The sequence below is a fragment of the Pseudomonas sp. AE27 genome (assembly GCF_037113495.1).
Classification (GTDB): domain Bacteria; phylum Pseudomonadota; class Gammaproteobacteria; order Pseudomonadales; family Pseudomonadaceae; genus Aquipseudomonas; species Aquipseudomonas palmensis.
Genome location: NZ_CP146966.1, coordinates 2,209,074 through 2,229,951, shown reverse-complemented (window position 1 = coordinate 2,229,951; position 20,878 = coordinate 2,209,074). Strand labels below are relative to the sequence as shown.

The 20,878-nt window shown below is 66.6% G+C and carries 18 protein-coding genes; 13 read left to right on the top strand and 5 right to left on the bottom strand.

The annotated features are described in order from the left end of the window. Window positions 1-29: 29 nt before the first annotated feature. From V9K84_RS10100 to V9K84_RS10075, 6 genes are all read left to right on the top strand, one after another. Window positions 30-1,682 (top strand): hydantoinase B/oxoprolinase family protein, encoded by a 1,653-nt coding sequence (locus V9K84_RS10100; RefSeq protein WP_236171901.1) that lies wholly within the window; start codon window positions 30-32, stop codon window positions 1,680-1,682. Between the two features lie 3 nt (window positions 1,683-1,685). Continuing rightward, a complete protein-coding gene (locus tag V9K84_RS10095; protein ID WP_043864052.1) occupies window positions 1,686-2,888 on the top strand; it encodes an aminotransferase class I/II-fold pyridoxal phosphate-dependent enzyme in 1,203 nt (400 codons plus the stop codon). Window positions 2,889-2,921: 33 nt separating this feature from the next. Beyond that, window positions 2,922-3,734, top strand: a complete 813-nt coding sequence (locus V9K84_RS10090) for an NAD(P)-dependent oxidoreductase (RefSeq protein ID WP_088514424.1) — start codon at window positions 2,922-2,924, stop codon at window positions 3,732-3,734. A gap of 33 nt (window positions 3,735-3,767) precedes the next feature. After that, complete coding sequence (locus V9K84_RS10085; RefSeq protein WP_088514425.1) at window positions 3,768-4,964, top strand: FAD-dependent oxidoreductase; 1,197 nt, start codon at window positions 3,768-3,770, stop codon at window positions 4,962-4,964. Between the two features lie 27 nt (window positions 4,965-4,991). After that, window positions 4,992-6,677 (top strand): thiamine pyrophosphate-binding protein, encoded by a 1,686-nt coding sequence (locus V9K84_RS10080; RefSeq protein WP_088514458.1) that lies wholly within the window; start codon window positions 4,992-4,994, stop codon window positions 6,675-6,677. A 64-nt stretch (window positions 6,678-6,741) separates the two neighbouring features. Further along, window positions 6,742-8,193, top strand: a complete 1,452-nt coding sequence (locus tag V9K84_RS10075) for an NAD-dependent succinate-semialdehyde dehydrogenase (protein WP_088514426.1) — start codon at window positions 6,742-6,744, stop codon at window positions 8,191-8,193. Between the two features lie 27 nt (window positions 8,194-8,220). Here V9K84_RS10075 and V9K84_RS10070 read toward each other — a convergent pair whose 3' ends face one another. Further along, entirely contained in the window at window positions 8,221-8,946 is a 726-nt protein-coding gene (locus tag V9K84_RS10070) for a FadR/GntR family transcriptional regulator (RefSeq protein WP_043864047.1), read from the bottom strand. A gap of 363 nt (window positions 8,947-9,309) precedes the next feature. On the opposite strand from V9K84_RS10070, the gene V9K84_RS10065 reads away from it, so the two are divergent. From V9K84_RS10065 to V9K84_RS10045, 5 genes are all read left to right on the top strand, one after another. After that, entirely contained in the window at window positions 9,310-10,458 is a 1,149-nt protein-coding gene (locus V9K84_RS10065) for a branched-chain amino acid ABC transporter substrate-binding protein (RefSeq protein ID WP_078481146.1), read from the top strand. Between the two features lie 143 nt (window positions 10,459-10,601). Continuing rightward, window positions 10,602-11,540 carry a branched-chain amino acid ABC transporter permease gene (locus tag V9K84_RS10060; protein ID WP_088514427.1) on the top strand — a complete coding sequence of 313 codons (939 nt, stop codon included), beginning with the start codon at window positions 10,602-10,604 and terminating at the stop codon, window positions 11,538-11,540. A 12-nt stretch (window positions 11,541-11,552) separates the two neighbouring features. Next, window positions 11,553-12,794: an ABC transporter ATP-binding protein gene (locus tag V9K84_RS10055; protein WP_043864045.1), complete on the top strand. Its 1,242-nt coding sequence runs from the start codon at window positions 11,553-11,555 to the stop codon at window positions 12,792-12,794. After that, on the top strand, window positions 12,791-13,564 hold the full coding sequence (locus V9K84_RS10050) for an ABC transporter ATP-binding protein (protein ID WP_043864044.1): 774 nt from the start codon (window positions 12,791-12,793) through the stop codon (window positions 13,562-13,564). Before V9K84_RS10055 ends, V9K84_RS10050 begins: the two co-directional genes overlap by 4 nt. Before the next feature lie 2 nt (window positions 13,565-13,566). Beyond that, window positions 13,567-14,283, top strand: coding sequence for an ABC transporter ATP-binding protein (locus V9K84_RS10045; RefSeq protein WP_088514428.1), 717 nt, complete (start codon window positions 13,567-13,569; stop codon window positions 14,281-14,283). Window positions 14,284-14,290: 7 nt separating this feature from the next. On the opposite strand, the gene V9K84_RS10040 is transcribed toward V9K84_RS10045, so the two are convergent. Then, complete coding sequence (locus V9K84_RS10040; RefSeq protein ID WP_088514429.1) at window positions 14,291-14,965, bottom strand: SOS response-associated peptidase family protein; 675 nt, start codon at window positions 14,963-14,965, stop codon at window positions 14,291-14,293. A 92-nt stretch (window positions 14,966-15,057) separates the two neighbouring features. Continuing rightward, entirely contained in the window at window positions 15,058-16,242 is a 1,185-nt protein-coding gene (locus tag V9K84_RS10035; protein WP_054914345.1) for an acyl-CoA dehydrogenase family protein, read from the bottom strand. Between the two features lie 255 nt (window positions 16,243-16,497). Between V9K84_RS10035 and V9K84_RS10030 the strand changes: the two genes are divergently transcribed. Further along, window positions 16,498-17,454, top strand: a complete 957-nt coding sequence (locus V9K84_RS10030; protein ID WP_088514459.1) for an ABC transporter substrate-binding protein — start codon at window positions 16,498-16,500, stop codon at window positions 17,452-17,454. Window positions 17,455-17,468: 14 nt separating this feature from the next. After that, window positions 17,469-18,431 carry an aliphatic sulfonate ABC transporter substrate-binding protein gene (locus V9K84_RS10025; protein ID WP_043864039.1) on the top strand — a complete coding sequence of 321 codons (963 nt, stop codon included), beginning with the start codon at window positions 17,469-17,471 and terminating at the stop codon, window positions 18,429-18,431. 191 nt (window positions 18,432-18,622) lie between these two features. Here the strand turns inward: V9K84_RS10025 and V9K84_RS10020 are convergent, their stop codons facing one another. Then, window positions 18,623-20,206 (bottom strand): rhodanese-related sulfurtransferase, encoded by a 1,584-nt coding sequence (locus V9K84_RS10020; RefSeq protein ID WP_088514430.1) that lies wholly within the window; start codon window positions 20,204-20,206, stop codon window positions 18,623-18,625. Then, on the bottom strand, window positions 20,203-20,811 hold the full coding sequence (locus V9K84_RS10015; protein ID WP_088514431.1) for a cysteine dioxygenase: 609 nt from the start codon (window positions 20,809-20,811) through the stop codon (window positions 20,203-20,205). Before V9K84_RS10015 ends, V9K84_RS10020 begins: the two co-directional genes overlap by 4 nt. Window positions 20,812-20,878 lie beyond the last annotated feature (67 nt).

Here is a 20,878-nt window from a genome sequence, read left to right as displayed (position 1 = left end):
TTGGAAGGCGATAACCCATGAGCGAAACAATGATCGATATTCAAATGCAGGTGATGTGGAACCGCCTGGTGTCGGTGGTCGAAGAACAGGCCCTGACCCTGATTCGCACCGCGTTCTCCACCAGCGTGCGCGAAGCCGGCGACCTCTCGGCCGGGGTGTTCGACCGCGCCGGCAACATGCTGGCCCAGGCCGTTACCGGCACCCCCGGCCACGTCAACACCATGGCCGAGGCGGTGGTGCACTTCATCAACGACATCGGCCCGGACAACATCTTCGAAGGCGACGTGTACGTCACCAACGACCCGTGGAAGGGCACCGGGCACCTGCACGACATCACCATCGTCTCGCCCTCTTTCTACAAGGGCCGGCTGATCGGCTACTTCGCCAGTACCGCCCACGTGGTGGACATCGGCGGGCGCGGTTTCGGCCCGGATGCCCGCGAGGTGTACGAGGAAGGCCTGTTCATCCCGATCATGAAGCTGTTCGAACGCGGCCAGGTGAACCGCGACCTGATCAACATCCTGCGCAACAACGTGCGCGAGAACGACCGCGTGGTCGGCGACTTCTACGCACTGTCGGCCTGCAACGAGACCGGGCACAAGCGCCTGCTGAGCATGCTCGACGAGTTTGCCCTGGACGACCTGGAGCACATCGGCGGGTTCATCCTGGAGCACAGTCGCCGCGCCACCCTGGAATGCTTCAAGTCGCTGCCCCATGGCACCTACCACAACAGCATGACCCTGGACGGCTACGACGTGCCGGTGACGCTGGCGGTGACCCTGACGGTGGGCCCGGACGGCATTCTCACCGACTTCAGCGGTACCTCGGGCATGAGCCAGTTCGGCATCAACGTGCCGCTGGGCTACGCCAAGGCCTATGCCTGCTACGGGCTCAAGTGCATCGTGGCGCCGGAGATCCCCAACAACAGCGCCTCGCTGGAGCCTTTTGCGGTCACTGCGCCCGAGGGCTGCATTCTCAATGCCAAGCACCCGGCGCCGGTATCGGTACGCCATGTACTGGGCCACTTCGTGCCCGACCTGGTGCTGGGTGCGCTGCACAAGTGCCTGCCCGGCCAGGTGCCGGCCGAGGGCGCCAGCGCATTGTGGAACCTGCACCTGAGCGTGCGTCCGCTGGACAGCAACCCGACCGGGCGCAACGCCGAGATGCTGATGTTCAACAGCGGCGGCATGGGCGCGCGCTCCGGCATGGACGGCCTGAGCGCCACCGCGTTCCCCAGCGGCGTGCACACCATGCCGGTGGAAGCCACCGAACAGGCCGGCCCGGTGGTGGTGTGGCGCAAGGAACTGCGCGAAGGCTCTGGCGGTGCCGGCCTGCTGCGCGGCGGCCTGGGCCAGGAAATCGAGGTGTCGGCCGCCGAAGGCTACAGCTTCCGCTTCAGCGCCATGTTCGACCGCATCCAGTACCCGGCGCGTGGGCTTGAGGGGGGCAAGGAGGGGGCCCAGGGCTACGTGGGCCTGGACGACGGCACCCTGCTGCGCGGCAAGGGCCAGCAGTTCGTGCCGGCCGATCGGCGCCTGGTGCTGCGCCTGCCGGGTGGCGGCGGTTACGGCGACCCGCGCCAGCGGCCACGCCACGAGGTGGCGCGCGACCTGCGCTTTGGCTACATCAGTGCCAGCCAGGCACGCGACGACTACGCCTTCGAACCCGGCCAGGAGGGCTGACCCATGGACTTTCAGAGTGCCCGTGTGCGGGCGGTGAAAAGCTCGCCGAGCATGGCGGTATCGGTGCTGGCCAAGCAGATGCTGGCCAAGGGCGAGCCGGTGATCAACCTGAGCCTGGGCGAACCGGACTTCAACACCCCGGCCCACGTGATCGAGGCCGCGCACCAGGCGATGCTCGAGGGCAACAACCACTACACCGCGCCCAATGGCCTGGAGGTGCTGCGCCAGGCCATCGTCGACAAGTTCGAGCGGGAAAACGGCCTGCGCTACGCACTGGACGAAATCTGCGTGGGCAATGGCGCCAAGCAGCTGCTGTTCAATGCGTTTCTCGCCACCCTGGAGCAGGGCGATGAAGTGCTCACGCCAGCGCCGTACTGGGTGTCGTACACCGACATGGCGATGCTCAACGGCGGCGTGCCGAAGGTGGTGCCGTGCGGCGCCGAACACGGCTTCAAGCTGGATGCCGCGCGCCTTGAGGCCGCCATCACCCCGCGTACCCGCTGGCTGATGCTGAACTCGCCGAACAACCCCTGCGGGGCGATCTACAGCCGTGAAGAGTTCGCGGCCCTGGGCGCCGTGCTGGAGCGCCACCCCCGGGTGCTGGTGATCTCCGACGAGATCTACGAGCACATCGTGCTGGGCAGGCAGCCGTTCGTGTCGTTCGTCAGCGCCTGCCCGCACCTGCGCGAGCGCACCTTGCTGATCAACGGCGTGTCCAAGGCCTACGCCATGACCGGCTACCGCCTGGGCTATGCGGCCGGGCCACGCGAGCTGATCGTGGCAATGAACAAGACCCAGTCGCAGACCACCACCTGCCCGTCGACCATTTCGCAACTGGCGGCTGCTGCGGCGCTCAACGGCCCGCAGGATTTCGTGCGCCAGGCCAATCGCGAGTACCAGGCCCGAGGGGCGCTGGTGGTCGAGGGCCTGGCGGCCATCGAGGGGCTGAGCCTGCAGATGCCCGAGGGCGCGTTCTATGCCTTCCCGCAGTGCGCCGCGTTCATCGGCAGGCGCACGCCGGACGGGCAGGTGATCGAAACCGACGCCGACCTTGCCAGCTACCTGCTGCGGGTGGGCAAGGTGGCCACGGTGCCGGGCTCGGCCTTTGGCCTCGAACCCTACATTCGCCTGTCGTTCGCCACCTCGCGCCAGGAGCTGGAGCAGGCCCTGGGGCAGCTGCGCGATGCGTTCGCGGCGCTGGCCTAGTAACGACAAACCGACTTTCACGAGGTTTCAAGCATGAGCAAGCCGTTCAAACGTTTGTTGATCACCGGTGCAGCCGGCCGCCTGGGCAGCGTGTTGCGCAAGCACATGCAGGCCTTTGCCGACGAGCTGCGCCTGACCGATATCGCCGACATGGGCAGCGCCGCGCCGCACGAAGAACTGGTGCGCTGCGACCTGGGCAACCTGGCCGATGTGCTGCCGCTGGCCGAGGGCGTGGATGCCATCATCCATGCCGGCGGCGTGCCGGTGGAGGACACCTTCGCGGCGATCCTCAACGGCAACATCGTGGGCACCTACAACATCTATGAAGCGGCGCGCCAGCATGGCGTCAAGCGCGTGATCTACACCAGCTCCAACCACGCCATCGGCTTCTATGACCGCACCGAAACCATCGACGCCAGCGCAGCGCACCGCCCCGACAGCCTGTACGGGGTGAGCAAGTGCTTTGCCGAGGACCTGGGCCGCTACTACTGGGACAAGTTCGCCATCGAGTCGGTGAACCTGCGCATCGGCTCCTCGTTCCCCGAGCCGCTGGACCGGCGCATGCTCGCCACCTGGCTGTCGTTCGACGACTTCGCGCAGCTGTGCGAGCGCTCGCTGCTGGCGCCACGGGTCGGCCACATGATCGTGTACGGCATGTCCGACAACCGCGAAACCCTGTGGGACAACCGCCTGGCGTCCTCCCTCGGCTACGTGCCCAGGGACAGCGCCGACGACTACCGCGAGAAGGTCCTGGCCGAGCACCCGCCGCTGGACCCGAACGAGCCGGCAGCGCGCTACCACGGCGGCAACTTCGCCGGCGCCGGCCACTTCGAAGACCCGAAATGACCTTTTCCGAGCACTTTTGAAGAGACCCCAGCCATGGCTTCGACAGCAACAAAGCAGTATTACGATGTGGTGATCGTCGGCGGTGCGGTGAATGGCAGCGCCACCGCGTACTTTCTGGCCAGCAACCCGGACTTCACCGGCTCGGTGCTGGTGGTGGAGCGCGACTGGACCTATGCCCAATCGGCCACGGCGTTGTCCAGCAGCTCTATCCGGGTGCAGTTCTCCAACCCGATCAACATCCAGATCTCGCGCTTTGGCGCGCAGTTCATCCGCGACTTCCCCGAACTGATGGCGGTCAATGGCGACAGGCCCGACCTGGCCTTCAAGGAGAACGGCTACCTGTTCCTGGCCGACCAGAAGGGCTTCGACGTGCTCAAGCGTCTGCACCAGACCCAGCTGGACAACGGCGCCGACGTCACGTTGCTGGACACCGAGGCGCTGATCCGCCGCTTCCCGTGGGTCAACCCCGACAGCCTGGCCGGCGGCACCTATGGCGAGAGGGACGAGGGCTGGTTCGACAACTACGGGATCATGAACGGCTTTCGCAGAAAGGCCCGCAGCCTGGGCGTGGAGTATGTCGAGAACGAAGTGGTCCAGGTGCTGCGCGAGGGTGATGTGATCACCGGTGTGCGCCTGGGCGATGGCCAGTTGATCGGCTGTGGCCAGCTGGTCAACACCGCCGGCACCCGTGGACGCCAGGTGGCGCGCCTGGCCGGGCTGGACATTCCGGTGGAGGCGCGGCGCCGTTCGCTGTTCGTGTTCGACTGCCATACGCCGCTGCCCGGCACCGTGCCGCTGACCATCGACCCCACCGGGGTGTTCTTCCGCCCCGAAGGCCACCTGTACCTGGGCGGCACCTACCCACGCCACGACCCGGAGGTGGATTTCAGCGACTTCGACGTGATGCACGACGAATTCGAGGAAGAGGTGTGGCCGGTGCTGGCCGAGCGTGTGCCGGCGTTCGAGGCGATCAAGGTGGTCAACTCCTGGGCCGGGCACTACGACTTCTGCGTGCTCGACCACAACGCCATCGTCGGCCCCCATGACCAGGTGCGCAACTTCCTGTTCTGCAACGGTTTCAGTGGCCACGGCCTGCAGCAGGCACCGGCCATCGGCCGCGGCCTGAGCGAGCTGATCATCTACGGGGGCTACCGCACCCTGGACCTGAGTGCCCTGAGTTATCAACGGGTGATCGAGAACCGTCCTTTCCTGGAAGACTCGGTCATCTGACCGCGCCGCCTGATGGAGAACAACAAGATGAACACTGACAACAACGGGCTGCGCACGGGCGGGCAGGTGCTGGTCGATGCCTTGCGCATCAATGGCGTGGAACGCGCGTTCTGCGTGCCCGGCGAGAGCTACCTGGCGGTGCTCGATGCCTTGCACGATGCCAGGGACGACATCGAGCTGATCGTGTGCCGCCAGGAGGGCGGCGCCGCCTACATGGCCGAAGCCTACGGCAAGCTCACCGGCAAGCCGGGTATCTGCTTCGTCACTCGCGGGCCGGGGGCGACCAATGCCTCGGTCGGCGTGCACACCGCCTTCCAGGACTCCACGCCGATGATCCTGTTCATCGGCCAGGTGGCCCGCGACCAGGTGGAGCGCGAAGCCTTCCAGGAGATCGACTACCGCCGCATGTTCGGCCAGATGGCCAAGTGGGTGGTGGAGGTCGACGATGCCGCGCGCCTGCCCGAGCTGCTCAGCCAGGCGTTCCACCGCGCCACCAACGGCCGCCCCGGCCCGGTGGTGGTGGCCCTGCCCGAAGACATGCTGACGGATCGGGTGGCAGTGGCCGATGCCGGCCCGGCCCGGCGGATCGAAGCGGCGGCTGCACCTGCCGACCTGCAGCGCCTGCAGGCTCTGCTGGGCGAGGCACAGCGCCCGTTGGTGGTGCTGGGTGGTGGCGGCTGGACCGCCGCGGCGGTGGCCGATGCGCGGCGCTTCATCCAGGCCCAGAACCTGCCTGTGGCGGCTTCGTTCCGCTGCCAGGACCTGTTCGACAACACCTTGCCCCAGTACGCCGGCGACCTGGGCCTTGCCGCTGGCCCCGAGCTGGTGGAGGCGGTGAAAAGCAGTGACCTGCTGCTGGTGATCGGTGCACGCCTGGGCGAGATGAGCACCGGCGGCTATGCCCTGGTGGACATTCCGGTGCCCAGGCAGGCGCTGGTGCACATTCACCCCGGAATCGAGGAACTGGGCCGGGTGTACCAGCCGACCCTGGCGATCAACGCCGGCATGCCGACCATCGCCGCGCAACTGGCGGCGCTGGCGCCGGTCAAGCCGCAGGCATTCGCCGAGTGGGTACAGCGCCTGAACAGCGGCTACCGGGCCAACTTCGAATGCCCGCGTTCGCCCGGCGCGGTGCAGATGAGCGAGGTGATCGCCTGGCTCAACCAGCACCTGGCCGCCGACAGCATCATCACCTGCGGTGCCGGCAACTACACCGGCTGGGTGCACCGCGGCTACCAGCACCAGGCGTTTCGCACCTTGCTGGGGCCCACCAACGGCTCGATGGGCTATGGCGTGCCGGCGGCGATTGCGGCCAAGCTCACCGCGCCGCAGCGCAGCGTGGTGGCGTTCGCCGGTGATGGCTGCTTTCTGATGAACGGCCAGGAGCTGGCCACTGCCGCGCACTATGACGCACGGGTCATCGTGGTGGTGGTGAACAACGGCATGTACGGCACCATCCGCATGCACCAGGAGCGCAGCTACCCGGGGCGGGTGTCGGGTACCGACCTGCACAACCCCGACTTCGCCGCGCTGGCACGGGCCTATGGCCTGCATGCCGAAACGGTGAGCGCCACCGAGCAGTTCGCGGGTGCGTTCGAGCGTTGCGAGGCATCGGGCAAGCCGGCGCTGATCGAGGTGCAGATCGACCCCGAGGCGCTGACCCCGCGCATGACCCTCAGCCAGATCCGCGAAAAGGCCCTGGCGTCGCGTTGACCCTCCAGGCGGGGGCAGGGTCTGCCTCCCGCCGTTTCCTTCATTCCCCTGCGAGCCCATCAGCATGAACCTTGCCGATCCTGATCTGCTGCGTGAACGTTGCTATATCGATGGAACCTGGGTGGGCGCCGACAGCGCCCGCAGCATTGACGTGACCAACCCGGCCACCGGCCAGCGCCTGGGTGGCGTGCCGCGCATGGGCGCCGACGAAACCCGCCGCGCCGTGCTCGCCGCCCAGGCGGCGCTGCCGGCCTGGCGCGCCCTCACCGCCAGGGAACGCGCCAGCCGCTTGCAGGCGTGGTTTCGCGAAATTCTCCTGCACCAGGAAGACCTGGCGCGCATCATGACCGCCGAGCAGGGCAAGCCCCTGGCCGAGGCCCGTGGCGAGATCGCCTTCGCCGCAGCCTATGTGGAGTTCTATGCCGAGGAGGGCAAGCGCCTGTATGGCGACGTGATCCCCTCGCCGCAGGCCGACCGGCGCCTGCTGGTGACCAAGGAGCCGATTGGCGTGTGCGCGGCGATCACGCCGTGGAACTTCCCGGCGGCGATGATCACGCGCAAGGCCGCCCCGGCCCTGGCGGCCGGGTGCACGCTGGTGCTCAAGCCCGCCTCGCAGACCCCGTTCAGCGCCCTGGCGCTGTGCGTGCTGGCCGAACGCGCGGGCATACCGCGTGGCGTGCTCAACGTGGTGACCGGCGACTCGGCCGCCATCGGTGGCGAACTGACCGCCAACCCGGTGGTGCGCAAGCTGTCGTTCACCGGCTCCACGCCCATCGGCATCCAGTTGCTGCAGCAAAGCGCGGCCACGGTGAAGAAGGTGACCCTGGAGCTGGGCGGCAACGCGCCCTTCATCGTGTTCGACGACGCGGACCTTGAAGCGGCGGTGGAGGGCGCACTGGTGGCCAAGTTCCGCAACAGCGGGCAGACCTGCGTGTGCGCCAATCGCTTCTACATCCAGGACGGCATCTACGAGCGCTTTGTCGAGCGTTTTGCCCAGCGGGTCGGCGAGCTGGTGGTGGGCGAGGGCAGCCAGGCCGGTACCACCGTCGGCCCGCTGATCGATGCCAAGGCCGTGGCCGGGGTCGAGGCGATGGTGAGCGACGCACTGGAGGGCGGTGCGCGACTGGTCGCCGGTGGCCGGCGCCACCCCCTTGGCGAGGCGTTCTACCAGCCCACCGTGCTGGCCGAGGTGACACCGGACATGCGCGTGGCCCGCGAGGAGATTTTCGGGCCGGTGGCGCCGCTGTTTCGCTTTCATAGCGAAGAACAGGTCATCGCCCAGGCCAATGCCACCGAGTTCGGCCTGGCCTGCTACCTGTATGCACGGGATGTGGGGCGGATCTGGCGGGTCTCGGAGGCCCTGGAGTACGGCATGGTCGGCGTCAATGTCGGCGTGCTGGCCACCGAGGTCGCACCGTTTGGCGGTGTGAAGTCATCGGGGCTGGGGCGCGAAGGCTCGCGCTACGGGATCGAGGATTACCTCGAGATCAAGTACGTGTGCCTGGGCCTGGGCTGACCCGCGAGGGCAGGGCGACAGCGCCGCTCAGTCGCCGCTGTCGACCAGGCGCTGGTAACGCGACAGGCTTTCTTCCAGGTGCTTGCGCACCGCCGAACGGGCGGCGTTGACGTCGCCCATGCTGATGGCCGAGAGAATCGCGCCGTGTTCGCGGCCGATCTTCTTGATGTGCGCCAGGCGGTTCTTGCCGGTGGACTGGCCGTGCTTGAGGTTGAGGTCGAAGATGATGTCCGGGCCCAGGGCTTCGAGCAGCTGCGGGAAGTGCGGGTTGTTGGTGGCGCGGGCAATCGCCAGGTGGAACTCGAAGTCGGCACGGGCCTCTTCCTCGAGGTTGGAGCCGTCCAGCGCGTTGAAGCGGTCGAAGGCCTCGGTGATCTGCGCCACGCTGGTGGGGCTGCGGCGCTCGGCGGCACGCGCGACCGACTCGGTCTCGATGCCCAGGCGCAGTTCCAGCACGTGGGCGGCGGCGCGCACGTCATCGACTGCGGTGCTCAGGGCAAAGCCCAGGCGCTTGACGTCCTGCTCGACCACGAATACGCCTACACCCTGGCGGGCGATCAGCCGGCCGCCCAGACGCAACGAGGCCACGGCCTCGCGAATCACAGGACGGCTGACGCCGAATTCCTTGCACAGCTCCTGTTCGGACGGAAGCTTCTGCCCCGGCCCGTATGTGCCATTGTCGATCCGGTTGGACAGCTCGTGGATCACTGTCTCCGCCAGATTGGCCCTGCGCGTTCCAAACGACGCATTCATAGTTGTGTAGCTCCTGAAACTGATGTGCTCATCACGATGGATTGAATGGTTGAACAGGTTGGCGCATCCGTCAAACGCGATCTGCGTCGAAATCACCCGACCCGCTAAAAACCCGAAGTAGCGGCGAAAATGTAGCCATATGTTATCAAACAACTGACTTGTTATGGTGCAAGCGCCTGATTCTACTGCAATCCCATGCCTCGTTAAGGTGCATGGATCAAGGCGTGCGTGGCTTTTGTCAGCATTTTCATTTTCCTCAAGCATACACCCATTGACAGTTGCCTGCTGACTGTTATCTTACAAGTGCGCCGGCGAGGTTGGCCAGGCGTGTGCAGTTCGTCCAATGATTACTGGGAGCTGAGAATGAATAAGAACAACCGGGGTTTGACCGCCCTTGCTGCACTGATGGCAACACTGATGGGGGCTGGCACGGCGAACGCGGCGGACACCCAGCTGGTACGGATCGGCTTTGCCGGCCCGCTGACCGGGCCCTCTGCACACCAGGGGCTGGATGTGGAACATGGCGTGAGCATCGCCATCGAAGAGGCCAACCAGCAGCAGTTGAAGCTGGGCGACAAGGTGGCCCAGTTCAAGCTGGTGTCCGAGGACGATGTGGCCGACCCGCGTACCGGTACCGCCGTGGCGCAACGCCTGGTGGATTCGAAGGTGGCGGTGGTGATCGGGCATTACAACTCGGGCACCAGCATCCCGGCCTCGAAGATCTACGCCGATGCCGGCATCCCGCAGATCTCGCCGTCGGCGACCAACCCGGCGCTGACCCGCCAGGGCATCAAGACCGTGTTTCGCGTGGTCAACGACGACGCCACCCTCGGCCGCTATGCCGGCAACTACCTGGTCAAGACCCTGCAGGCCCAGCGCATCGCGATCTTCGACGACCGCACCGCCTACGGCCAGGGCCTGGCCGACGAAGTGACCAAGGCGGTCAAGGCCGCCGGTGGCAACGTGGTGGTACGCGAATACACCAACGACAAGTCCACCGACTTCAATGCCATCCTCACCACCGCCAAGTCGCAGAAGGTCGATGCGGTGTTCTTCGCCGCCCTCGACTACCAGGCCGCCCCCATGGCCAAGCAGATGAAGAACCTGGGCCTGAAGGCCAGGTTCATGAACATCGGCAACCTGCCCAACGACGAGTTCAAGAAGATGGCCGGCAGCGCCGCCGAGGGCGTGTACGCCTGGAACTACGGCACCCCGTTGCTGGAGATGCCCAAGGGCGCGGCGTTCGAGCAGAAGCTCAAGGCCAAGTTCGGCACGGGCGTGGTGCAGTCCTCGCCTGCGGCGTACGACGCCACCTGGGCGGCGATCACCGCCATGGTCAAGGCGCAGTCGGCCGACCCTGCCGTGTACCTGCCGGTACTCAAGAGCGAAAGCTACGAGGGCGTCACCGGCACCATCGCATTCGATGAATTCGGCAACCTGAAAAGCCCGGCCGCCACGGTGTTCCAGTTTGCCGACGGCGGCTGGAAAACCCTCTCGGTCGAGCGCGACTGAGCCGTTGCTCTACCTCGAATAACAAGCGGGCCGCCCGGCTCGCAACAATAAGAAGCGTTCATTTCTGACCTGCCAGGCATGCCGCCGCGTCGCTGTTGCCAGCGCACGCGGTGAGCGACAACGCAGTTTTGAGGATTCAGCTCGTGGAAGGCAATTTCGATATCTTGTTGCAGCAGGTCCTCAACGGCCTGGTGCTGGGCAGCATCTATGCCCTGGTAGCCCTGGGCTACACCATGGTCTACGGCATCATCGGCCTGATCAACTTCGCCCACGGCGAGGTGGTGATGGTGGGCGCCATGGTGACCATCTCGGTGCTGAGCATGCTCGCGGGCATGGGCTTTGCGCCCGGCATCCTGACCCTGCTGCTGGCGATCATGGTGGCGGCGGCGGTGTGCATGCTGATGGCCCAGGGCATGGAGAAGTTCGCCTACCGGCCCTTGCGCAAGGCCCCGCGCCTGACCCCGCTGATCCTCGCGATCGGCATCTCGATCGCCTTGCAGAACCTGGCGATGATGATCTGGGGGCGTGGCTACAAGACCTTCCCCGAAGTGGTCGAAACCCGCCCGATCGAGGTGTTCGGCGCCACCGTCACCAACGTGCAGATGAGCATCATGATCATTTCGGTGGTGATCATGCTGGGGCTGTGGCTGCTGGTCGACAAGACCCGCCTGGGCAAGGCCATGCGCGCCACCGCGCAGAACCAGGAAGTGGCCGGGCTGATGGGCATCAACATCAACCGGGTGATTTCCGCGACCTTCCTGATCGGTGCCGGGCTTGGCGCCATCGCCGGGGTGATGCGCGCGGTCAACTACGGCCAGGCCGACGCCTACATGGGCCTGCTGCTGGGGCTCAAGGCCTTCTCGGCGGCGGTGCTGGGCGGTATCGGCAAACTGTTCGGGGCCATGGCCGGCGGGCTGCTGCTGGGCCTGATCGAGTCGCTGGCCGCCGGCTACACCGGCCACCTCACCGGGGGCTTCCTGGGTGCCAACTACCAGGACATCTTCGCGTTCGCCGTGCTCATTCTGGTGCTGCTGTTCCGACCCAACGGCCTGATGGGCGAACGCCAGGCCGACCGGGCCTAGGAGGCAACGCACATGAAAAACCAAACCGCACAGTACCTGCTGCTGATCCTGGCGTTCGTGGCCTTGCCCTTCGTCGTCGACAGCATTCCGTTCCTGGGGCCCACCTGGGTACGCATCCTCGGCTTTGCCATGCTCTACGTGCTGCTGGCACTGGGCCTGAACATCGTGATCGGCTACGCCGGCCTGCTCGACATGGGCTACATCGGCTTCTATGCCATCGGCGCCTACCTGTACGCCTTGCTGGCCTCGCCGCACCTGAACATGGCCGGGCTGGTGGACGGCGTGCTGAACTGGCCGCTGTGGGTGATCATCCCGCTGGCAGCGATTGCCGCGGCCATCTGCGGGGTGCTGATCGGCGCCCCGGTGCTCAAGCTGCGCGGCGACTACCTGGCCATCGTGACCCTGGGCTTTGGCGAGATCATCCGCATCTTCATGAACAACCTCGACCAGCCGGTGAACATCACCAACGGGCCGCAGGGCATCAGCAACATCGCACCCTTGCACATCGACGGCGGGGCCTGGTCGCATGCCGCAGGGCAGGCGCCCGAGGCGCTGCTGTCGCTGCAGACCTCATGGAGCCTGTTCGGGCTCAAGGTCACCCCGGTGATCAGCTACTACCTGTTCTTCCTGGTGGTGGTGATCTTCGCCATCGTGCTGTCCAAGCGCCTCGAAGTCTCGCGCATCGGGCGGGCCTGGATGGCCCTGCGCGAGGACGAAGTGGCGGCCGAAGCCATGGGCCTGAACAAGCGCAACCTCAAGCTGCTGGCATTTGCCATGGGCGCGACCTTTGGCGGGGTGTCCGGGGTGCTGTTTTCCAGCTACCAGGGCTTCGTCAGCCCCGAGTCATTCACCCTGATGGAGTCGATCATGGTGCTGGCGATGGTGGTGCTCGGCGGCATGGGCTCGATTCGCGGCGTGGTGCTGGGGGCGTTGATCCTGTCGGTGATGCCCGAGGTGTTCCGCGACCTGGTCAACTGGATACAGCCGTTCGTGATGGACAACGTGACCTTCGTCAGCCGCGAGGTGCTGCGCAACGTGCTGGATGCCTCGACCCTGCGCATGCTGGTGTTCGGCCTGGCGCTGATTCTGGTGATGCGCTACCGGCCCGAGGGCCTGTGGCCGTCCAACCGACGCCGCGCCGAGCTGCATGACGGCGACCCCGAGCCCACCCCGGCGGCGACCGCGCTGAGCACCACGGTGCCCGCGAGCACGCCGGCCTTCGATCACCCGGCCCAACAGGCGGACAAGGTATGAGCGACGTATTACTGGAGCTGCGTTCGGTCAGCAAGTTCTTTGGCGGCCTGCAGGCCCTGCACGGCATCGACCTGTCGATCCGGCGCGGCGAGATCCGCGGCCTGCTGGGCCCCAACGGCGCGGGCAAGACCACCCTGTTCAACGTGCTTACCGGGCTGTACCGGGCCGAAGAGGGCAAGGTCGAGTTCGACGGCAAGCCGCTGAACATCAGCAAGCCGCACAAGGTGGTGGAGGCGGGTATCTCGCGCACCTTTCAGAACATCCGGCTGTTCCACAACATGACCGCGCTGGAAAACGTGATGATCGGTCGCCATGTACGCACCCGCTGCGGGGTGTTCGGGGCCGTGTTCCGCACCCCGGCCTGCGTGCGCGAAGAGCGCGAGATTCGCCAGGCTGCGCGGCACTGGCTGGCCTACGTGGGCATCGCGCACCTGGCCGGGGAGCTGGCCAAGAACCTGTCCTACGGCGACCAGCGGCGTCTGGAAATTGCCCGCTCGCTGGCCACCGAACCCTTGCTGATTGCCCTGGACGAACCGGCGGCCGGCATGAACGCCTCCGAGACCGAAGGCCTGCGCCAGCTGATGTGCAAGATGAAGGCCGACGGCAAGACGGTGCTGCTGATCGAGCATGACGTGAAGCTGGTGATGGGCTTGTGCGATCACGTCACCGTGCTGGAATTCGGCAGGAAGATCGCCGATGGCCTGCCGGCCGATGTGCAAAGGGACCCTCGGGTAATCGAGGCCTATCTGGGTTCGGAGGCGGTGGCCTGAACATGAAGAACATTCTTGAAGTACGCGACCTGCAGGTGTCCTACGGGGCCATCCAGGCGATCAAGGGCATCGACCTGCACATCCGCGAGGGCGAAATGGTCGCGCTGATCGGCGCCAACGGCGCCGGCAAGACCACCACCCTCAAGACCCTGGCCGGCCTGCTCAGCCCGGTGGCCGGGCAGATCACCTTCGATGGCAAGGCGCATGCGGCGATCAAGAGCTACGACCTGATCCGCCAGGGCCTGGCGCTGGTGCCGGAAGGCCGCGGGATCTTCCCCAAGCTGACGGTGTACGAGAACCTGGAGATGGGCGCGTTCTCGCGAACCGACGGCAAGGACGCGATCCAGGCAGATATCGAACGCATGTTCGGCATCTTCCCGCGGCTCAAGGAGCGCGCCTTTCAGCTGGCCGGCACCATGTCGGGCGGCGAGCAGCAGATGCTGGCGATTTCCCGGGCATTGATGGGCAGGCCCAAGCTGCTGTTGCTCGACGAGCCGTCGATGGGCCTGGCGCCGATCATCGTGCAGAAGATCTTCGAAACCATCGTCGAGGTGGTCAAGGGCGGCGTGACCTTGCTGCTGGTGGAGCAGAACGCCAGGCTTGCCTTGCAGACCTGCCAGCGCGCCTATGTGATCGATGGCGGGCGCATCGCGCTGGAAGGCCAGGCCAGCGACCTGCTGCACAACGAGCAGGTGCAGAAGGCGTACCTGGGCGAGTAGGCGCCGTTCAGGGGTGCCGGCGCTGCACCAGGGCCGGGCCCTGGTTGCGGCTGTTGCCCACGGCGCTGTCCACGGGGTACCACTCGAACTCCTGGGCGGGCTCGGCGAGGTCCAGCAGCAGCTGTTCGGCGTATGCCTTGGAGGTGGCGGGGTCCAGCCAGTGGCGTGCCGCATCTGCAGCCAGCACCACCGGGCGCCGGTCATGCACATCCAGCAGGCCGCCCTGGCTGTCGGCCGTGATGATCACGCAGCCGTCCTGTTCGCCGGGTGGGTCGCCCAGCTGGCCGATGGCCGCGCACAGGGCAGGGCGTCCATCGCGGCGGCGGATCAGGTAGGGCTGCTTCTTAGGCCCGCCCTCATCGACCCATTCGAACCAGTTATCGACCGGCACGATCAGCCGGTGCGGCCAGGTGGCGCGAAAGAACGGGCCGTGGGCCACCTTCTCGACGCGGGCATTGATCGGTGCCGGCTTGTCCTGCGCCCAGTGTGGCCGCCAGCCCCAGCGCAGCAGGTCGGCGTGCAGGGTGTCATGCTGCAGGCCGAGTACCGCCAGCTGGGTGGTGGGGGCCACGTTGTAGTGCCCAAGCGGCGCATCGCCCACGCGGTTGACCAGTGGGTTGGGCATGCTCAGGGCGTCCACGAACTCGTGGATGCCGTGGTACTGGCTCAGTCGTCCGCACATGTGCACCTCCGCCGGCAGGCCTGTTTGAGCATAGGCCGATTTGGTGGGCGGCGGTGCGTGGCCGGTCGGCCGCTGTCAACCGGGGGCGAGGGTCACGGCGCTTCCTGGCTCAGCGCCGAGCGCCCGGCACTGTGGAACACCACGTCATCCTGCGGGGTGTGGATGCGGCTGCACAGCACGTTGCGGTAGTGCCGCTCCAGCGGGTTGTGCCGCGAAAGCCCTGGGTTGCCGCTGGCCTCGATGGCCAGCTCCACGGCCTGGATGGCGTTGTGCGTGACCAGTTGCTTGAGCTGCCCGGCGTGCTGCGCGGTGACCTGGCCGCTGGCCGCGGAGTCGAGCAGGTTGCGGTTGGCGAACAGCAGGGTATCGATGCGACCGACCCGCTCCTGAAAGCGCGGCAGGCTGGCCAGCGGCTGGCCGAGGTTGGACGGCACCCGCTCGCGCAGGAAGCTCACCAGCCAGTCGCGTGCGGCCTGGGCCACGCCGTCGTAGAGGCTGGCCAGCAGCACCGCCATCCACAGCTGAGCTTCGCCATCGAGCTCGGCGCGCGGTGCGCTGGCCGGGCTGACGGCCACGGCATGCTCCAGCGGCAGCAGCACATCGTCGAACTCGACGCGGTGGCTGCAGGTGGCACGCATGCCCAGGTGATCCCACTCATCGACGATGCGGATGCCGGGGCTGTCCTTGTGCACCAGAAAGCCGCCCACCAGCGGGTCGGCATCGTCGCTGCGCGCCCACACCAGGTACCAGCTCAGGCCGTGGCTGCCGGTGGAGTAGAGCTTGGTGCCGGACAGGCGCCAGCCTTCGGCGGTACGCCGCGCGAGGGTCGCGGGCAGGCCGCCACGGGCCGGGGTGCCCAGCTCGGGTTCGACCCTGAAGGCATTGATCAGCGCGCCGTGCTCCACCGCTTCGCGGGCCAGGCGCTGGCGCAGCGACACCGGCCAGCGCTGGTCGTCCTGCAGGCGCACGTGCTGCAGGTACTGCATGACCAGAATCAGTGCGGTGGAGGGCTCGCCCTTGGCCACGGCGGCCACCACCTTGCGCGCGGTGGCGAGGTCGGCACCGGCACCCCCCAGCTCGCGCGGCACGGTGAGCGCGAGCAGGCCATGGCGTTGCAGCAGGGCAAAGTTGGCGGCGGGGAAGGCACCGCTGCGGTCCACCTCGGCGGCGCTGGCGGCCAGCTCGCGGGTCAGGGTAAACAGCAGTGGGTCCAGGTCGGCCAGGGCAGGGGCCGACTCGATCGAACGGTACGGCGCGGCAATAGAAGACAGGCTCATCAGGCACTCATCGCAGAAAATCCAGGGAGCACCCGGGGGTGCCGTCGTCCCGCCCTGAGTTGTGTGTGCAGATCGGCGGGCTTATGACCGTATGCGTTAAATTTTCTGCTGTAAAATTCTTTATGGTTATAAGCTAATGGCGATAATTAAACGTTATTTGCATATTAGGATATTCATAAAATGCACTTCACTGATTTATGACGAGCCGGTAGAGTCGCTCTACAATCGCCTTCAGGAGTGCACTGCATGCCACCCATTTCACGACTTCTCGCCCTCGCTGGCGCCTTGCTGCTGGCCGGGCAGGTGCTGGCCGAACCGCGTATCGAACTGCGTATCGGCGACCAGAAGGGCAACATGCGTGCCCAGCTGGAGGCCGCCGACGGGCTGCGCGACCTGCCGTATGACATCAAGTGGGCGGAGTTTCCGGCTGCCGCGCCGCTGGCCGAGGCGCTCAATGCCGGCGCGGTGGACGCCGGCATCATCGGTGATGCGCCGCTGCTGTTCGCCCTGGCGTCCGGCGCGCAGGTCAAGGCGATTGCCGTGGACAAGTCCGACGCCTATGGCACAGCCGTGCTGGTGGACCCCGGGTCGGCGCTGCACGCGGCGGCCGACCTCAAGGGCAAGCGCATCGCCACCGGGCGCGGCTCGATTGGCCATTACGTGGCGCTCAAGGCGCTGGCCAGCGCGGGGCTGAGCGAGGAGGACGTCGAGTTCCGCTTCCTTGGCCCGGTGGATGCCAGGATGGCCCTGGCCAACGGTTCGGTGGATGCCTGGGCGACGTGGGAGCCCTACACCGCGCTGGCCGAAACCACCGGCCAGGGCCGGGTGCTGGTCAATGGTCGCGGCTTGTCCAGTGGCAACAGCTTTCTGGCGGCGACCGACAAGGCGTTGGCCGACCCGGCCCGACGCGCGGCCCTGCAGGACTACCTGGCGCGCCTGGCCAAGGCCCAGGTGTGGGCCAACCAGAACCTGGACAGCTACTCCAAGACCCTGGCGCAGATCATCGGCTTCCCGCAGGACGCGGCCCGGCTGCAGTTCGAGCGTCGCCAGTTGCGCTGGCAGGTCGTGGACGCCGGCACCATCGCCGAACAGCAGGAAACCGCCGACTTCTACCAGGCCCACGGCCTGATTGCCCAACGTCTGGACGTGGCGCCGACCTTTGCCGGCGGCTTCGTGCTGCCCGCCAGCGTCGCCGTGACCCAGGCCCACTGACAGGAGCTGACCCCATGCAACCGTTCAAACGTCTGCGACAACTGGCCATCGGCGCGCTGCTTGGCGCCAGCCTGGTCGGTAGCGCCAGCGCGGGGCAAACCCTGCGCATCGGTTACCAGAAATCCTCGACGCTGCTGATTCTGCTCAAGGCCCAGGGTACGTTGGAGCAGCAGCTGGCGCAGCAGGGCATACAGGTCAGCTGGCATGAGTTCGCCAGCGGCCTGCCGCTGCTGGAGGCCCTGAACCTGGGCAATGTCGATGTGTCGGCGGATGTGGCCGACACCGTGCCGGTGTTCGCCCAGGCGGCGGGGGCGCGGCTGACCTATTTTGCCCGCGAGACACCATCGCCACTGGCCCAGGCCATTCTGGTGCCGGCGGATTCGCCGCTGCACAGCCTGGCGGACCTCAAGGGCAAGAAGGTGGCGGTGACCAAGGCCGCGGGGAGCCATTACCTGTTGATACAGGCCCTGGCCAGGGCCGGGTTGACCTTCAGCGATATCCAGCCGGCCTACCTGATCCCGGCCGATGGCCGTGCGGCGTTCGAGAACCGCAAGGTCGATGCCTGGGTCACCTGGGACCCGTTCGTGGCCAGCGCCCAGCGCCAGCAGCATGCGCGGGTGCTGAGCGACGGGCAGGGGCTGGCCAGCTACCAGCGTTACTACCTGGCGGGCAGCGATTACGCCAAGGCGCATCCGCAGGTGCTTGAAACCGTGTTCGGTGCGTTGCAGAAGGCGGGGCAGTGGACCAAGGCCAACCCCACGCAGGCGGCGCAGGTGCTGGGGCCGTTGTGGGGCAACCTGGATGTGGCCACGGTGGAGCAGGCCAATGCGCGGCGCAGTTACGACGTGCAGTTGGTGAAGCCGGAGCATCTGGCCGAACAGCAGCAGATTGCCGATGTGTTCTTTGCCCAGGGCCTGTTGCCGCGCAAGGTGGATGCGGCGGCGGTGTCGTTGTTCGAGCCGGTGGCAGGGCGCTGATTGCGGCTCGGCGGGTGGGGGCTGCCTGATCCACGGTGGGTTCAGGTTGTACGAGCGCTTCGCGCTCGATTCGCCGGCAAGGCCGGCGCCTACTGTGCTTGTGCCCGAAGCAAGCAGGAGCGGGCCTTGCCCGCACCTGCGTATGCGGCCTGTCGGCCAGGGGCAGACCTGATACGGTCTGCTCAGGAGGTTCAGATCACCCGGAACCCATGGGTGCCATCACGCCCCAGCTGCGCCACCAACCCGAACTCCCAATCCAGGTACCCCTGCATCGCCTCACGCGGGTTGTCGGTGCCTTCATACGGCCGGCGGTAACGGTCGCTGCGCGGCACCGCCAGGTGCGTCTCGCCCGACTCCAGCGGCCGCCCCTCGGCAATCCAGCGGCCCGTACCACCCTCCAGCACGAACACCGGCACTCGGGTCAGGCGTTGCAGGTCCTGCGCCGCAAACCGCGCCAGCAAGCTGCTGCCGCAGGTCAGCACGTAACGTCCCGCCACCGGCAAGCGCTCCAGTGCCTGCTCCAGCTGTGCCCTGATCGCCCAGTGCGCACCCGGTATGTGCCGCTGCACGTAATTGGCACTGGTGGTGAAGTCGAGCAGCACCGTGTCGGCGTCCGCCTGCCACTGCACCAACTGCTCGGGGTCGATGGTCGAAGGCTGCGGCAACGCCGGCAACGGCGGCTGCCAATCACCCGTTTCGCTGAAGTCGCCTGCGCCCAAGCCATCGAGCACCGCCACCTCCCAGCCCATCTGCGCCAACCACGACGCACTCATGTTGGCACGCACGCCATCGTCATCGATCAGTACGATGCGCGCCCCGCGCACACTGGCCACATGGTCGGTTTCCTGCACCAGCTGACCACCCGGCGTCGAGCGGCTGCCTGGCAGGTGGCCCCGGGCAAATTCCTCGGGGGTGCGCACATCGAACACATAAGTACTGCGATCGGCCTGGGCGCGCCACGCCGCCAGCGTCTGGCTGTCCGCACGCACGACGCCGGCCTTGTCGGCCACGGCCCGGGCCTGTTCGGCGGCGCGCTGCCGGTTGGCCGGGCTCACGTCGCCAAAGCGCTGCGATTGGCTATGGGCCAGGGTCTGCCCCGCCAATGTCCAGCCAATGGTGCCGTTGCGCAAAGCCGATACCGGGTTGGGAATGCCGGCGTTGACCAGCGACTGGGTGCCGATGATGCTGCGGGTGCGCCCGGCGCAATTGACGATCACGCGGGTGGCCGGGTTCGGTGCCAGCTCGGCCACCCGCAGCACCAGTTCGGCACCCGGCACGCTGATGCCGCCCGGAATGCTCATGGTCTGGTATTCGTCGAAGCGACGCGCATCCAGCACCACCACGTCGGCCTTTTCGTTCAGCAGCGCCTGCACTTCTTCGGCCGCCAGCGACGGGGTGTGGCGCTGGCTTTCCACCAGTTCGCCAAACGCCTTGCTCGGTACGTTCACATCCTGGAACAGCTCGCCGCCGGCCTCGCGCCAGCCGGCCAGGCCGCCTTCGAGCAGGGCCACGTCGCTGTAGCCAAGTTGACCCAGGCGCTGGAGCGCAATCTGCGCCAGGCCCTCGCCATCGTCATACACGGTGATCGGTGTATCGCGCCGGGGCACTCGCGCGTAGATTTCGATTTCAAGCCTGGACAGCGGGATGTTGGCCGCGAACAGCGGATGTTCCACGGCGAAGGGTGCTTCTTCGCGCACATCGATCAGGGCCAGTTCATGCCTGGCCAGCAAGTGCTGGCGCAGGTGGGCGTAGGTGCGGGTGGTCGGGGTGCTCATGGCGCAAGGTTCTCTTTTGACAGGTCCCACAGATTGGGCAGTTGGGTGTTGGAATAACCGGAAATGAAGGGTTTCTCGCTGCCGTCGGCCAGGTACACGGCACGCCTGACCGCGCCGATGTTGGCGCCGTACACGTGGATGCTGATCGACACCTGGTCGTCGAAGGCATTGCTGACCTGATGGATGTCGCCGATGCGCGGCGACACCGCCTCGACCTGGCCGCGCTCGAGGCGCACCGGGCTGCCGGACGGCAGCAGCGCGCCGTGCTCGCTGCGGGCAAACCCCTGGGCGTATTCGGCGCCGCGCAGCATGCCGATCAGGCCCCATACCCGGTGGTCGTGGACCGGCGTGGTCTGCCCCGGCCCCCACACGAAGCTGACGATGGAGAAGCGCTGGCGCGAATCGCAGTGCAGCAGGTACTGCTGATAGCGTTCGGGGCTGGGCTGGGCCAGCTCTGGCGGCAGCCAGTCGTCATGGGCCACCAGTTGCTGCAACAGGCGCTGGCCATCATCGAGAAGGGCCGCTTCATCGGTTTCTCGGTCGAGCAGGCTGGCCAGTTCGTCGATGAACTGACGCAAGCGGTCCAGGCGAAGGGGGTCGGTCATGGTCGGGGCTCTGGCTACGGTTTCGAATCACCCTAGCAACCGCCTGATGATTCTCAAAATTCAAATT

Bases quoted from the DNA above. Each gene is read 5' to 3' on its own strand.
- V9K84_RS10095 (WP_043864052.1), top strand. From the start codon at position 1,686: ATGGACTTTCAGAGTGCCCGTGTGCGGGCGGTGAAAAGCTCGCCGAGC.
- V9K84_RS10045 (WP_088514428.1), top strand. From the start codon at position 13,567: ATGAAGAACATTCTTGAAGTACGCGACCTGCAGGTGTCCTACGGGGCC.
- V9K84_RS10090 (WP_088514424.1), top strand. From the start codon at position 2,922: ATGAGCAAGCCGTTCAAACGTTTGTTGATCACCGGTGCAGCCGGCCGC.
- V9K84_RS10080 (WP_088514458.1), top strand. From the start codon at position 4,992: ATGAACACTGACAACAACGGGCTGCGCACGGGCGGGCAGGTGCTGGTC.
- V9K84_RS10070 (WP_043864047.1), bottom strand. From the start codon at position 8,946: ATGAATGCGTCGTTTGGAACGCGCAGGGCCAATCTGGCGGAGACAGTG.
- V9K84_RS10015 (WP_088514431.1), bottom strand. From the start codon at position 20,811: ATGACCGACCCCCTTCGCCTGGACCGCTTGCGTCAGTTCATCGACGAA.
- V9K84_RS10035 (WP_054914345.1), bottom strand. From the start codon at position 16,242: ATGAGCCTGTCTTCTATTGCCGCGCCGTACCGTTCGATCGAGTCGGCC.
- V9K84_RS10055 (WP_043864045.1), top strand. From the start codon at position 11,553: ATGAAAAACCAAACCGCACAGTACCTGCTGCTGATCCTGGCGTTCGTG.
- V9K84_RS10075 (WP_088514426.1), top strand. From the start codon at position 6,742: ATGAACCTTGCCGATCCTGATCTGCTGCGTGAACGTTGCTATATCGAT.
- V9K84_RS10050 (WP_043864044.1), top strand. From the start codon at position 12,791: ATGAGCGACGTATTACTGGAGCTGCGTTCGGTCAGCAAGTTCTTTGGC.
- V9K84_RS10065 (WP_078481146.1), top strand. From the start codon at position 9,310: ATGAATAAGAACAACCGGGGTTTGACCGCCCTTGCTGCACTGATGGCA.
- V9K84_RS10040 (WP_088514429.1), bottom strand. From the start codon at position 14,965: ATGTGCGGACGACTGAGCCAGTACCACGGCATCCACGAGTTCGTGGAC.
- V9K84_RS10020 (WP_088514430.1), bottom strand. From the start codon at position 20,206: ATGAGCACCCCGACCACCCGCACCTACGCCCACCTGCGCCAGCACTTG.
- V9K84_RS10100 (WP_236171901.1), top strand. From the start codon at position 30: ATGATCGATATTCAAATGCAGGTGATGTGGAACCGCCTGGTGTCGGTG.
- V9K84_RS10025 (WP_043864039.1), top strand. From the start codon at position 17,469: ATGCAACCGTTCAAACGTCTGCGACAACTGGCCATCGGCGCGCTGCTT.
- V9K84_RS10085 (WP_088514425.1), top strand. From the start codon at position 3,768: ATGGCTTCGACAGCAACAAAGCAGTATTACGATGTGGTGATCGTCGGC.